General features: G+C 57.8%; 12 protein-coding genes. 7 read left to right on the forward strand and 5 right to left on the reverse strand.

Going from position 1 to position 13,589, the window contains the following annotated elements; all coding sequences use genetic code 11:
• Window positions 1-116: 116 nt before the first annotated feature.
• Window positions 117-743, forward strand: a complete 627-nt coding sequence (locus Pan181_RS16880) for a phosphoesterase (RefSeq protein WP_231943624.1) — start codon at window positions 117-119, stop codon at window positions 741-743.
• Window positions 744-755: 12 nt separating this feature from the next.
• A complete protein-coding gene (locus Pan181_RS16885; RefSeq protein WP_145248407.1) occupies window positions 756-2,540 on the forward strand; it encodes a hypothetical protein in 1,785 nt (594 codons plus the stop codon).
• A gap of 13 nt (window positions 2,541-2,553) precedes the next feature.
• Here the strand turns inward: Pan181_RS16885 and Pan181_RS16890 are convergent, their stop codons facing one another.
• Window positions 2,554-3,033: a hypothetical protein gene (locus Pan181_RS16890; RefSeq protein ID WP_145248409.1), complete on the reverse strand. Its 480-nt coding sequence runs from the start codon at window positions 3,031-3,033 to the stop codon at window positions 2,554-2,556.
• Window positions 3,034-3,360: 327 nt separating this feature from the next.
• Here Pan181_RS16890 and Pan181_RS16895 point away from each other — a divergent pair, with 327 nt between their 5' ends.
• The 3 genes from Pan181_RS16895 to Pan181_RS16905 all read left to right on the forward strand — a co-directional run bounded on the left by Pan181_RS16895 (window position 3,361) and on the right by Pan181_RS16905 (window position 6,639).
• Window positions 3,361-3,963 (forward strand): hypothetical protein, encoded by a 603-nt coding sequence (locus tag Pan181_RS16895; protein WP_145248411.1) that lies wholly within the window; start codon window positions 3,361-3,363, stop codon window positions 3,961-3,963.
• Window positions 3,964-4,047: 84 nt separating this feature from the next.
• Entirely contained in the window at window positions 4,048-5,136 is a 1,089-nt protein-coding gene (locus Pan181_RS16900; protein ID WP_145248413.1) for a tetratricopeptide repeat protein, read from the forward strand.
• Between the two features lie 288 nt (window positions 5,137-5,424).
• Entirely contained in the window at window positions 5,425-6,639 is a 1,215-nt protein-coding gene (locus Pan181_RS16905) for a coiled-coil domain-containing protein (protein WP_197528442.1), read from the forward strand.
• A 63-nt stretch (window positions 6,640-6,702) separates the two neighbouring features.
• On the opposite strand, the gene Pan181_RS16910 is transcribed toward Pan181_RS16905, so the two are convergent.
• Together Pan181_RS16910 and rsmH are read right to left on the reverse strand one after the other, a co-directional pair.
• The gene (locus Pan181_RS16910) at window positions 6,703-7,107 is read right to left on the reverse strand and encodes a hypothetical protein (protein ID WP_145248417.1); all 405 of its coding nucleotides are present in this window, start codon (window positions 7,105-7,107) and stop codon (window positions 6,703-6,705) included.
• A gap of 67 nt (window positions 7,108-7,174) precedes the next feature.
• Window positions 7,175-8,083: a 16S rRNA (cytosine(1402)-N(4))-methyltransferase RsmH gene (rsmH, locus tag Pan181_RS16915; protein ID WP_145248419.1), complete on the reverse strand. Its 909-nt coding sequence runs from the start codon at window positions 8,081-8,083 to the stop codon at window positions 7,175-7,177.
• Window positions 8,084-8,306: 223 nt separating this feature from the next.
• Here rsmH and Pan181_RS16920 point away from each other — a divergent pair, with 223 nt between their 5' ends.
• Window positions 8,307-9,287: a PEP-CTERM sorting domain-containing protein gene (locus Pan181_RS16920; RefSeq protein WP_197528443.1), complete on the forward strand. Its 981-nt coding sequence runs from the start codon at window positions 8,307-8,309 to the stop codon at window positions 9,285-9,287.
• Window positions 9,288-9,883: 596 nt separating this feature from the next.
• Window positions 9,884-10,945: a tRNA preQ1(34) S-adenosylmethionine ribosyltransferase-isomerase QueA gene (gene queA, locus Pan181_RS16925; protein WP_145248423.1), complete on the forward strand. Its 1,062-nt coding sequence runs from the start codon at window positions 9,884-9,886 to the stop codon at window positions 10,943-10,945.
• A 19-nt stretch (window positions 10,946-10,964) separates the two neighbouring features.
• Here the strand turns inward: queA and Pan181_RS16930 are convergent, their stop codons facing one another.
• Together Pan181_RS16930 and Pan181_RS16935 are read right to left on the reverse strand one after the other, a co-directional pair.
• Window positions 10,965-11,432, reverse strand: a complete 468-nt coding sequence (locus Pan181_RS16930; RefSeq protein WP_145248425.1) for a response regulator — start codon at window positions 11,430-11,432, stop codon at window positions 10,965-10,967.
• Window positions 11,383-13,539 (reverse strand): sensor histidine kinase, encoded by a 2,157-nt coding sequence (locus Pan181_RS16935; RefSeq protein WP_145248427.1) that lies wholly within the window; start codon window positions 13,537-13,539, stop codon window positions 11,383-11,385. Before Pan181_RS16935 ends, Pan181_RS16930 begins: the two co-directional genes overlap by 50 nt.
• Between the last annotated feature and the right edge of the window lie 50 nt (window positions 13,540-13,589).

Below are 13,589 nucleotides of genomic sequence, written 5' to 3' on the forward strand. Positions count from 1 at the left end.
CTCTTCCCCCTTAAAGTCCCAAGTCTTGCGGACTTCCCCCAACGGTTGGCATTTGCCCATCGAAGGCCTTACAATGCTGGCTCCTCTGATTTCACTCGCGTTAGAAAGGACTCGCCGTGTCGACAGTCATGCTCGAAAAAGTGTTGGTCGTGCCCACGAAGTTGTTCCATGAATTGGGGCATTTCCAAGGTTTTTCGCCCGACGTCGAGCGATACTTCGAGCCGCTCATCGGCAGCGACCAGGTGAGTTACCGCCCACGGGGAGAAATGGAAGAAGATCCCAGCTTCAAGCAGTTCATTCCCTACGTGCTGTTCCGCTATACCACGCCGGATGGCGAGGTGCAGATTTTCGATTACCAGCGCGGCGGCGGGGGCGGCGAAGCCCGTCTGCGGGCCAAGCGAAGCGTCGGCGTAGGTGGTCATATCTCGCTGGAAGATGCCGAAGCGGTGAACCACACCGGCGATGTCTATCGCGAGGGACTCTCGCGGGAGCTGGAAGAAGAGGTATCGATCGATACCCCCTACACCGAGCAAGCCGCTGGCATGATTAACGACGACGAGTCGGAAGTCGGCAAAGTGCACCTCGGCGTGGTACACCTGTTCGACGTCGAGTCGCCGGCCGTGACGCCCCGCGAGGACGACCTGGTGGACGCCGGATTCCGCCCTGTGGCCGACATCCTAGCCGAACTCGAGCACTACGAAACGTGGTCGCAAATCGTGATGCGGGCGTTGTTCGAGAAGTAAGGACTTGGTGGGATGCCACTCTGGATCAGGCGGCTGCTGATCGGCCTTGCAGCGTTGGGTTTGCTACTGGCGGTATTCGTTAGTTGGTTTGCCTGGAAGACGCTCGGCCCTCACACCGCGCCGATCGTGTCGCCGACCACCACGGTGGTTACGTCGCCGCTAGCCGAGGATGGGCTGCCCGACTATTCGCAGTATCTCCTGCTACAAAGTGCGGAGGGAGTCACACCAGAGAACAACGCTGCGATTCCGCTGTTGCAGGCGACCTGGTGGGCCGATTTCGATTCCGCTCAGCAAACTCTGGTTTGTCAGCAACTCGGCATCGAACCGCCGTCGCATCGGGGGCTTGAACAGCCGATGCTCCGAGCTCGGCTGATCGAGCAAATCGCCAGCTGGCGGCTTAAACATCTGTCTGAAAAGCCAGAATACGAGGGCTCGGACGCCCTCCACTTTGAGACCGACTTAGAGCACTGGTGCCGCGACCATTTAGTGCCCGCGATGTTCTCAACTCCCTGGACCAAAGAAGACGCCGAGCCACTCGCTCGCTGGCTCGAAGACTATCAGTCGTGCTTTACGTTGCTCGAACAAGCGGCCGCCCGCGATCAGTACTTCATGCCGTGCCCTGACCTGTTGGGGAATCAGCCAGTACGCTTGCTGGAAGTCACCACTCCTGATTTGAAGATATACCGCGTCGCTCGACAATGTTTGTCGCTCCGGGCGCAGCTTCGCATTGGCTCCGGCGATCTCGAAGGAGCCTGGCGCGACAGCCAAACCCTCTATCGACTGGCGGCCTTGGACCTGACGCCGTCGATCATGCACTGGCTGGTTGCGATCAGCAGCGAATCGATGGCGAACGACATCGTGCGGCGAATCCTCGATGCTCCCGCCCTGTCGCCAGCTTTGGCAGCCGAAATCGCCGAGTTTTATGCTTCGCGATCAACCAACTCGAAACTACGGGCAGCAACCGACGGATTCTCGCGTCTGGAACTGGTGACCGAGGTTATGAGCCATGCTCGCTCGCGAGATTCTGAGCAGGTTGATCCTCAGGGATCCGATGACGATTTCAAGGCATTGGTGGAAAACGCGAACATGAGCCATCTGGCAATCGATTGGAACATCGTGCTGCAGACCGCGAATGCCGAAATCGACGAACTGGTAGCGTTGTTCGATCAGAAAGAGCCAGGAGAGTTGCCTGCTGCGGTAGACGCGTGGCTCGGCAACATCGCCTCAGAAACGCGAGACATGGTGCTTCCACCGAAGTCGATCTCGATCCAATTCGACAAGCAAAGCCGCAGCGAGCATCTGGGCTACTTGCTGTGCGAGATGTATTTCTCTGGTTATTCGTCGCTGGTCTCTTCCGACCTACGCAACACGTGCGAGCGAACCCTGGTCGAGACTGCCGTGGCGGTCAAACGCTACGAATTGAGCAAGGGAACCTTGCCGCCCGACCTCGATGCCTTGGTGCCGGGTTACTTGCCGAGTGCTCCGGTCGATCCGTTCGGCCAAGCGATGGTTTATCGGGTAACGGACGATGGCTTCCTGCTGTATTCCAAAGGAGAAGATCGAGTCGATCAGCAGGGATCGAACTCGGTGTACAAGCTATATCAAGGCAGGCCAATGCCTGAGACCGATTGGGACCCTCAAGCGGACCTCGCGCAACTTGGGCCGCCAGCGGTCGATATGGCCGAGAAGTTTGGCGTCCTCAAAACGCCCGGCCAGTTACAGAGCCACTGCGATGACCTTCCGCTGCGGTTTCCCATTTATCCACGTGAGTTGCCGGAGTTCACTCCGCCCGACTAACAACGCAGTAGAGCTATTCGCTGGAGTCCGCAGCCGGTGAGTCCTCGCCGCGCAAGGTTTTGAGTAGCGACTGCACTTCGTAGTTCTCTTTCCACGGATAATACGAGCCGATCGGTTTGACCGCGTCGAACTCTTCGGGTTTCTGGTGGGCGATCGCTTGCGGGTCGGCGGCGAAATCCACATACACTCGCTCGGCAATCTGGTCGCGATCCTCCGGCCAGCGATAGCCGCTACCAATGACCTTAGGCGGCGGCACCGCGGCCAGGTCGTCCCAACTTTGCGGCCACTGCCCGTCGTGCTGCTTGACGTAACTGTGAATCAGGTCGACCGTGAGCATGGTCGCGTTCAACGTTTTCGTGGCGTCGCGGGCGGTGGTTACGCCTTGGTAGATGGCCACCCCGCCGATCAGCAGCACGGCCACGATCACTCCGTAGCCAGCGCGGATAAACCACTTTAGTTGCGAGCTAGGAGAAACTTCGGAATCGCGAGTCATCGTGGTTCACCGGGGGTCGAAGGAAGTTCCTGCATTTTAGTCGGACACAATAGCCAGCTATAGGGTTGCTGACGGAGGTCGGTGAGAAGTCGCATACAGGCCAAAACGCCTAAGAGCCGGGTTTCAGCGATATTTCGCCGCTAGCACTGCAAAAGATAGGTAAGCTGCAAAGGATAATATCGTCCTGCCAGAAGTTCCGCAGGTCGCCCAGGTGCAAGGTCGATACTCACCTCAGGCGACACTAGCCAGCAGCCTTGCGCGCTGGCGATCGTCGCTGCCTATACCCCGCACACTTCATGCTCCAACCCCTTGGGGGACGAGGAAATCATGCACGGCACGACCCTTCGCCTATCTGCAAATCTACTGGCCACCTGCCTGATGGTCAGCACTGCCCAAGCGTTCTGGGGTACTCAAAGCACCGAGTGCTGTGGTCCCTGTCAGCCGCAGTCGCCTGCGTCCGATGTGTGTGCCTACCTGAAAGCGGGTTACGATACCAACTCGATGTGGCCCTACCCGTATGTCTGCCCCGACCGCGTTCGGGCGCACGCCCCGTTCGAGGTGATGGTTCAAAACGGCTGGCGTCGTCAGAACCTGTTGGGTGCTCATTACTTCGATCGTGAAACCGGCAAACTGACCCGCGCTGGCGAGTTGAAGATCGAATGGATCTTGACCCAAACACCCCCGAGCCGCCGCCAGGTGTTCGTGGAGCGCTCGATGGATACCAGCGTCACCCAAGAACGTATGACTCAGGTCGAAACGTTTGCGAACAACATTCAAACCAACGGCGAGCAAATCGCGGTGATAGATACCCACATCCGCAGTGCCAGCCGGCCGGCCAGCATGGTCGATGCCGAACGTAATTCGTTTATCGAAAGCCGCCCACCAGCGGTACTGCCGGCCGGCACCACCAGCACCACGACTGCAAACTAAGACACACACGCGATCGGCCAGGATGGCCATCGCGCTTGCTACCATACGCGACTGCGAACGCACAGATTCCAGGGAGGCAATGCCGTGCGGAAGGTAATACTGACATCCAGCTTGTTGGCGGCGATCACTTGCCCTGCTTGGGGTGGCATGCCCGTGCTGCATAGCTCCAGCACCGAGCAACCTGCAACAGCGGTGCAGCCGAAAGAGAAGACCCATTGGTGGTCGCGAATGTGGAAATCGGAGCCGGAGAAATCCGAGCCGACCTTCTTCTATCGCCCGCCGGTCGAAGAGCCTTCGACCACCGAACGCATCACCACAGCGATGACCGACAATGCGGCGGTGCGTGCGGCCAAGAGCTGGGTAACGCCCAATAAGGACGAAGCCCCTCAGCAGGTCGATCCGCTCTCGCTTGCCAAGCCCACCGGCAAGCCTACTCCGGAACTGATGCGGATGATGGCGCAGACTCGTGAAGGCCAGCAGGACATTGCCGGGGCTCGCGAGATGTACATGAAGGCTCTCGCTGCAAATCCTCGGAGCGTGAAAACCTTGCGAGCATTGGGGCACTTCGAGGATCGTCAGAACAAGCTGCTCGACGCCGAACGGTACTACACTCAAGCCGTGCAGATTGAGCCGGAGAATCCTGCGTTGCTCAACGACCTGGCGCTGTGCCTGGCTCGACAGGAGAAGATGCTGCCATCGGTTCAGGTGCTCGAGCGAGCGATTGCCCTGGCGCCGACCAAGCCGCTGTATCGCAACAATCTGGCTACAGTGTTGATGGAGCTTGGCGACCAGCAACATGCCATGCAGCACCTGATGGCGGTGCACTCGCAGCCAGCAGCTTACTACAACATGGCTCACCTGCTCGAAAAGCGTGGCCAGCAAGAAGCCGCCCTGGCCCACTATGCCGAAGCACTGCGTCTCGATCCCTCGATGCAGCCCGCCGAGTTGGCCGTAGCCCGGTTGTCGAACATGGCCGACCAGCAGGTCGCCCAAGTGTCGCCCGAAACTACCCAGCAAGTCGCCCAGACCGCAATGGCCCCGGCCGACTCAGAGCAGCAACAAATCGAGATGCCGCAAATCGAGTGGCCCTCGGAGCCAATCCAGCTGCCGACTGGCACTTCGAATGCCAACGAGCCCTCGTTCGGCCCCCAATTGTTCCCCGCCGGGCAATAGTCGCAAAGTTGCGGGCGAAACGCCCGATTGCTTGCGAAAACGTCCAAACCGGTCAACCTTGGTGCGATTCCATTACGCACCTGGCTGCTAGCGGATGCCCCGCTGCCCCGGGCCCATTGCTTGACAGCCAGCCCCACCCGTGCGAGTGTAGAAGCTCGGTGTCGTGTTTGTTCGCGAATGCGACAGGCGGCTTCTACATTTCGATACGCGAAAGGGACAGGCATGTTGGCAAGGGCGTGGAAATTCAAGTGGCTCGGAATTTGGTCGTGCACGTTATGCCTGCCGAGCTTGGTGCAAGCCGATAACTCTCCTGCACAAAGCAGTCCCTCGAACAGTGCCTGGTCGCAGAATGTTGCCACCGCGCTGGAGCGACTCGAAGGCGAGCGCATCGCGTTGGCCGATTCCGACAACGCCCGCGACCTGTCGATCGTCGAAGGGGTTCGTCGGAACCTGAACGCAACACTCGAGTTGTATTCGGCCGATGGAGAGACACTTCCCTCTCCTCCGCATGGCGAAGTCGCCCACCCGCTGAACTCCGAAGTCATCAAGCCCAACGAGACTTCGGTGGTCGTTTTGGTGAAAGCCGAGGACGAAGAACCATCGCGAGATGCTCTGCAACGAGAGCGTCGCGCGGCAAGGTCGGAAGAGGCAGCCCGCGAGGGGGCTCGTGAACAAAGCGAGCAACGCATGCAACGTGCACTGCTTGAACTTCGTGAACAAGCCGAAGCCCAGCGCAAAGCATCCGACACCTTCCGCGAAACCGATCGCGACCGCTCGCCCGAGCGTCGTGAGCTAGGAGCTCGGCGGGAGATCGAAGCCCGCATGGCCCGCGAGCGAGAACAGCAACGTGACCATGACATCTTGCCGCAACCAGAGCGTCGCGATTCGCCGGCCGTGGCCGCTCCTCACCCGCGGATCGTTCGCGCCCTGAGTGAGCAACAGCAACAGCTGATGAAACTGACCGAGCGACTGGAACAGCTAGAGCAAAAGGTAGCTCGTCTCGAAAAGAACTCGGATCGCAAGCCCAGTGGGCAGTCGGTCCTGCAGCCCTGGGGTAGCTCCGACTCCCGAGCCAACTCGCCGGAGCAAATGAAAGCGATGACCGACGCTCTGCGGCAACGGGCCGAGCAACGCGAACAAGCGCTGCAGCAAACACGCATGCAAGCGGAGCTGGTAAAAGTGCAGGAACAGATCGAGCGACTTGTGCTTGAACAGCACGAGATGCAGCAGGGCTTGGCCGACGCCGAACGTCGCAAAGCGGAAGTCATCAAGGACATCGAGCAACAGCTAAATAGCCGCCGACAAGCCCTGGAAGAGCTGGAACAGCATGACAGGGAGCTGCGTGCCCATCGCGACGAATTGCGGAAAGAACTCGAGAAACGGTTTCGGGAGCGCATGGAGCAGAATAATGGCCGCACACGTGAGTCGAACGATCGGCTACGCAACGAACCAAGCCCGCGTCGTGAGGTTCGCCGTCCAGCAGTTCCAGCCGATGCTATCTAACTTAGGTTAGGGATTCGCGAGCTGACGGATCCCCATCAACAGCACTTAAGCACTTGCTGGCTACTATCGTAGAAACTCGGGATGGCGGGCCATGTTCGAGTTGTTCTCGTCGTCGCTGGCTTCCCAGCTAGCGGCCGGAACACTCGGCCAGGTGTCGTCTAATACCGGGGCGACACCCAATGGCTGTACGGTCGAATCTTCCTTCAGCGTCTGCGGACGGAAGCGATGAATCGCTTCGTCGGGTGTTGACGTTGCCGGAGTCAATTGCGCCCGTTCGGCGTTGGTCTTCGGCTCCACCCGCGGGGTATCGGCCACGCCGATCAGCACTCGCAGTGCCCCCAGCCCTGCTAGCAACACGACACCGGTAACCAACCAGAGTGCGCGGCCGTTGTCGTGCACGCGTAGCTGCGGCACCTCGTGCGTAGAGCTATCATCGATAGCATTCGTGCTGGTCGCTAGTTCGGTCAAGGCGATAGGTTGGCGTAGCGGTAGTAGGTGTTGAAGCGATTGGGAATGTCGATACCCAGTTTATCGGTCAATCTTCACCTGTAGGGTCAGTTTGAGGTCGCTCTGCAACACGTAATTTTGCACTTCGTGACCTGGGGTTTACCGATTGCTCGGCCACGCTTGCTTCCAGCGGCTTTTTGGTCAACACGTCGAGGAGTTCATGACCGCGAAACGCACGTTTGACCATGCGGTCTTCCAATGAATGGAAGCTGATAATCGCCAGCCTGCCCCCCGGTGCTAGCATCGACGGTAAACGCTCGAGCGCCAGTTCCAGGTTTCGGAGTTCGTCGTTTACAGCAATTCGCAAAGCTTGGAAAGTGCGAGTTGCCGGATCGATGCGATGATTCTTCGACCTCGGCACCACGCGTCGCACCAAGTCGGCCAACTCGGCGGCAGTTTCGATGGGATGATCCCGGCGAGTCTCCACAACCTTGCGCGCAATCCGCCGACTGAATCGCTCCTCGCCGTATTGATAGATGATGTCGGCCAGATGCTCGGCGCTGAGTCGCGAGATCAGCCGGCTGGCTGGCTCGCCGCGCGTGGGATCGAACCGCAGATCGAGCGGCCCATCCGCATGGAAACTAAACCCCCGCGAATCGTCCGCCAGTTGATCGCTGGAGAGCCCCAGGTCGAGCAAAATGCCATCGACCGCGTCGATGCCGAGCTCGTCGATCACCTCCGGAGCGTCGGCGTAGTTTGCATGCACGCAGCTTACGTTCGCGAGCCCCGCCAGTTTCGCTGCGGTGCGTTCGACCGCTTCGGGATCGCGATCGAGCCCAATCACACGGCCCTCCGCACCCACCAGGTCGGCAAACAATTGCGTGTGACCTCCGCCGCCGAGAGTACCATCGATCACTATAGCACCAGGCGAGAGAGCAAGCTGCGCGACGACTTCGTCGGGCATCACAGGAACATGAATCGTGGATTCTTCGGACATTTTGGCGCTTCGCAAGTGAATTCGAGGGCCAGATTGACGCAAGATCCAAGCTGCGACATGCTTTCCCGGCCTGTAGCTGCCAAGTATACTATGAACTATGCGAAGAATCTCTGCCGGGCTCGCGCGTTCGCATTTCAGGGGCAACGGCTTTCGCAGCACTAGCGTCTCGAATACTTGCAGCTACTTATCGCTATCCGCTTGCCACCTCAGCTTGGAGCATCCGATGACCGCTCGCACGACTTCCCTTGCGTTCCTTGCGACACTGCTTGTCATGAGCTGGCCTTGCTCGGTGGTGAAGGCCGATACGCAATCGCTCGATTTTCAGCTCTTGCCGTATACCGATACGGTCAATCGCCTGAATGTGACCGTGGAATCTTCGGGCAGTTCCGACTCGGAACTAGCCCGGCTCACTGGCAATTCGCTCGGCACCATCCGCTACGACATCGTCAATCGTACTCCGGTAATCGATCAGATTTCTTTCTCCGGTGGTGAAATCCGGGTGCTTGGCGAGAGTAGCGAAAATGCTTCGCTACGGCTCAACTACTCGATTCTCGGACGAGTCGACATCGCAGTGAACGAACTGCGAATCACCGTCGAAACGATCGATCCGCCAGGGAGCGTGGACACGAGCACGTTTCCGTTCGACGAACATGTAATTGTACCGACCAACGGCATCATGTCGGCCAAAGGTAGCGTGCTTGGCGTTGGTAGTATCGATGAGACAATCGATCTGACCCAAGAAGACATCTCGTTCACCCAGGCTGGGACTGCATCGATCAAACTCACCCAACTCTCGGCCATTGGAACTGAACGAACCTACGAAGTGAAGATTACGATACCGGTCGACACCACGGAGTCGTTCGAAGTAACCACGGGAGTGACAGCCGACATCACGCTGGAAGGACAGGTTGTCTCAAGCGATACGTTTACCATCCACGTGAACCCCGATGGTGACTTCAACAACGATGGCGTCGTGGATCTGGCCGACTACACCGTGTGGCGCGACAACCTCGGTGCGGCCGCAGGCACGTTGCCTAACGATCCGAATGCCGGCTCTGTCGGCTTTGCTCAGTACGAAACGTGGAAGGCGAACTTCGGCACCGCCTTGCCGCCCCCTCTCGCGACGGCCGCGGTTCCCGAGCCATCGTCGCTCGTGCTGCTGGGGGGCCTGTCGGCCTTGATCGTCGCGGGTCGTCGTTGGTAGCTGGCATCGACTTTGGGGAGAAGAATCGACGTCTTACCCCGAGCACATCTTGTGCTCGAGGCAGCGCGACGCCGGTAGACGCAGTACGGGCTGCGTGTGACCTCTCCGCCCTCGCTAGTATGGATTCCGTTCCTTGCGAGGTATTGCCCACCCACCGCACCAGTCGGAGGCGACTAGCTGGCGAGAGCGTGGCCGACCCTCGCCATTGGCAACGTAGGCCCACGGGGTGCGGATGGATCCCCGTGGTTCCAGGCAAACGAGCATTGGCTTGTGAGTTCGACCCCCTGCTTCCGTGCTCTTGTTTGTTGGATAACACCCAAAGTTATCCATCCCACAAACGTCGTCAACGCCGGAATGTGGCTGCTAGCAGTTAAGTTATGTTCATCGCTATCATGCACGAAGCGCGTATTCTTCGAGCAACGATCGACCTGCCCGCATTAAACTCTTTTTGAGTTTTTTTATCCGCCCGTTCGACAGGTCAACCGCTCGAACGTTTCGTAGAATGGGGCTAACATAGCTACCTGCATGGCGGCTATCATGCTTGCTATTCAATCGTATCCCCTGCCCTGCCCCTTTTGCCCGTACTGAGCCAAGCTGTGCCCGAAGACCCGTTATTCTTCGATTACGACCTGCCCCGCGAACTGATCGCGCAACAACCGCTCCGCAATCGGGCGGATGCCCGACTGATGGTGGTTAACCGATCGCGACAAGAGATCTCGCACTGGCACGTACGCGACTTGCCCGAGTTTCTTCGCCGTGGCGATCGGCTGGTGCTGAACGAGACCAAGGTGATTCCCGCCCAGCTTTTTGGGCGACGTAAGCAAACCGGCGGACAATGGCAGGGGCTGTTTCTCCGTGGTGAGGAAGATGGCCACTGGCGAATCGTATGCAAGACACGTGGGCGGCTGGCTCCCGGCGACGCAATCGTGCTGTTCGATCGCGATGGCCGCGACTCAATAACGCTCTGGCTGCTTGAGCGTCTCGAAGGGGGACAATGGCTCGCCCATCCCGAGTCGGAAGACCCGCTCGAGGCGATTCTCGAACAAGTGGGCCGGGTGCCGCTGCCGCACTACATTCGCGGGGGCCGCATGGTGGATGCCGACGTCGGCAGCTATCAAACTGTGTTTGCCAAACAACCCGGCGCAGTAGCCGCCCCGACAGCCGGCTTGCACTTCACCAAGGATCTGCTCAAGCAGATTCGGGAGTCTGGTGTCGACTTTGCCCCGGTAACGCTGCATGTCGGTCTTGGTACGTTCCGCCCCATCACGGCCGAGCGAGTAGAAGACCACGACATGCACAGCGAGTGGGGCGACCTGTCGGCGGAGAGTGCAGAGTCGCTAAACACGTGTCGCGATAACGAGGGACGCATCGTCGCTGTCGGCACCACCGCAGTGCGTGTGCTCGAGTCGGCCGCTCAGTCGAAGGAAGCCGGCCAACCGCTCTCCGCCTGGCAAGGCGACACCAACCTGTTCATCTACCCCCCTTACGAGTTTCGGGCGGTCGATGCGTTGATGACGAACTTCCACTTCCCCCGCACGACGCTGCTACTTCTCGTGCAGGCGTTCGGCGGCACCGAGCTAATCCGTCATGCGTACGAACAAGCCGTAAAGGAAGAATACCGCTTCTACAGCTATGGCGACGCGATGCTAATCGTATAGCTAGGCAAATCCCTGTCGCTTACACCTGCGTGGGGAGCTTCACCCCCTGGAACCAATGCGCGCTCAGTGCTTTGAGCACTCGACGGTAATCACTGAGATTCACAGGTTTGGTAACGTAGCCATTTGCCCTATCCTCGTAGCTACGATGAATATCGCGAGAATCTTCGGAAGTCGTTAGCACAATCACAGGAATCAATTGCAGATTCGGATCGGTCTTCACTCGCTGTAACACTTGCCGGCCGTCCATGCGGGGCATATTGAGATCGAGCAGAATCACATCAGGGCGCGAAGAATTCTCGTACTGACCGGTTCCATACAAGTACTCCAGCGCTTGCACACCATCCTCCACACGGCTGATACTGCAAGCGCAAGCATGATCAAGTAACACCTTGCTGGTGAGCAAGACGTCGTCGTCGTCATCTTCTACAAGCAGCACCTTAAGCAAGGGCAAGGTCTCGTGGCTCGCGATTGAATTGGTGAGGTTCATGATGGTCTCCTTCTTCCACGGTGGCTTTCATCGTGAAATGAAAAGTGCTTCCCCGTCCCGGCTCAGAATCTACCCAGATTATTCCCCCTGAGCGTTCAACGATCCGCTTGCAGAGAGCTAGGCCGATACCAGTTCCGCTATACTCGCGGCGATTATGCAATCGTTGGAAGATCTGAAAGATCTTGTCGTGAAATTGTTTGTCGATTCCAATCCCATTGTCACACACCGAGAATTCGCATTGCTCGCCTACTTTCTTGCCCGAGATATGGATCACCGGCGATTCGTCGCCGCGGTACTTAAGGGCGTTACCAATCAAGTTCTGGAAGAGTTGTGTCAACTGACTCGCGTCGGTCATCACCCCAGGCAGTCGATCGACAATAATCTCCGCGCCCGACTCTTCGATGCTCATTTCAAGGTTGGCGACGGCCTCTTGAACAGAAGTATTTGAATCGACCGCTTCCAGCGCCTGACCTCTCGTTGTAATGCGTGAAAAAGTAAGCAAGTCTTTCACCAGTTGGCTCAATCGTTCCGAACCACGCATGGCGACATCCAAATAGTCCAGCCCTTCTTCATCGAGCATGTTGCCTTTTTCGTCCTTCAGCAGACTGCAATAGGCGGAAATCTTTCGAAGCGGCTCCTGTAAATCATGCGACGCGATATAAGCAAAATGTTCAAGTTCCGAATTACTCTTCGTTAGAGTCTCATTCGCGTACTGCATTTCTTCTTCGGCTTGCTTGCGAATGGAGATATCGCGAACCATCCCGACGAACCCCACGCGGTCGGGCAACATAATTTCACTTACCGATAACTCAATCGGAAACGTCGACCCATCCTTCCGCTGAGCCATCGCTTCGCGTCCGATACCAATCACTTTCCTCTCTCCAGTGGTCAAATACGCCTGGAGATAAGAGTCGTGATTCGAGCGATAGGGATCCGGCATGAGCATCTTGATGTTTCTTCCCCGAACCTCCTCGGGGGCGTATCCAAATAGCTTTTCCGCTGCTGGATTGATGAGCTCAATTTCGCCTTGGCAATTGATCGTGACGATCGCATCGACCGCGACATCAAAAATGGCTCTGGCGCGTTCATTCGAAATCTGACTCTCGTCACGCAATTCCTGCATGCTCAGTTGCTGAGCCAAGATCACATCGTGGAGCCGGCGTGTCTCGCGAATGTAGCGTCCGAAGCAGAGCATCATGGCAATGCCAAGGCCCCAGGCACCGAGGAGACCAGCTTGTTCCCCCAGACTCGCATGTACCCACGAGATAACTCGCGACATCATCACAGCGACCACTGGTGCAATACACACTATTGGTAATAGGTAGCGAAAGTTGACTGCCAGAAGTCGGTTGCCGCGCATGGCAGACACCCAGTAGTGGCCTTCGTTCAATAACCATAGCGATACTCCCAGTCCACCCACCAGCAAAGCGGTATATACCGAGGTGAAGTACCCGTAAAGCGCTCGCACTCCCATCAGGTGCCCTAATAGCATGAGCACCGCTAGGGCAATCACGGTTTGGGCACCATACTTGCCAATCTTCGAACCGCTGCTGCTGCGTAGAGCATGAGACAAAACAGAAACCGCTAACAGTCCCAACATGAAGGACGTAGCCGCCGACATACGACAGACTGCTGGTCCCGCTGCAGTCGAAATATCAGGAAACAGCCACTCATCCGGACACGTATACCATCCCGTTAGCCATCCGATGAAATTCGTGGCCGAAATCATCACGCAGAAACAGGCCAGCGAAGTGGAAACACCGCCGGTGAAATCATCCACCGAAGTAAGCTGGCTCGATTTGACCGATGTCGAACGCAACAACAAGGCCGTTGCAACCAGGCACACACTAATCGCTGTCAACGGGTGGGTGGCCGGCATCCCTGAAGCTGGGCGGACGAATTGATCGACCTGCCACCACCATCCACTTAGTACTAGGAGTGCGGCAATCAATACCGACCCGGCTAGCACCATCGACGTAATGCGACAGTACCTAAATACAGCCTCGCGTTCTGTCATCAATCTTGCCCCGCTGTTGATGAACTGATTTGCTAGTTTTGGAGTCTCATATCCCTGCACAAGATCATCTATCTCTCCAGGCTTCTGCAACGAAAAGGGCGTCGCTCGTTGCAAGCCATAGAGTCACTTGGCACGAGACT

Source organism: Aeoliella mucimassa (assembly GCF_007748035.1).
GTDB classification, from domain to species: domain Bacteria; phylum Planctomycetota; class Planctomycetia; order Pirellulales; family Lacipirellulaceae; genus Aeoliella; species Aeoliella mucimassa.

Excerpts from the sequence above, each read along its gene's own strand:
- Pan181_RS16885 (WP_145248407.1), top strand. The coding sequence starts at position 756 with ATGCCACTCTGGATCAGGCGGCTGCTGATCGGCCTTGCAGCGTTGGGT.
- Pan181_RS16890 (WP_145248409.1), bottom strand. The coding sequence starts at position 3,033 with ATGACTCGCGATTCCGAAGTTTCTCCTAGCTCGCAACTAAAGTGGTTT.
- Pan181_RS16895 (WP_145248411.1), top strand. The coding sequence starts at position 3,361 with ATGCACGGCACGACCCTTCGCCTATCTGCAAATCTACTGGCCACCTGC.
- rsmH (WP_145248419.1), bottom strand. The coding sequence starts at position 8,083 with ATGTCCGAAGAATCCACGATTCATGTTCCTGTGATGCCCGACGAAGTC.
- Pan181_RS16920 (WP_197528443.1), top strand. The coding sequence starts at position 8,307 with ATGACCGCTCGCACGACTTCCCTTGCGTTCCTTGCGACACTGCTTGTC.
- Pan181_RS16930 (WP_145248425.1), bottom strand. The coding sequence starts at position 11,432 with ATGAACCTCACCAATTCAATCGCGAGCCACGAGACCTTGCCCTTGCTT.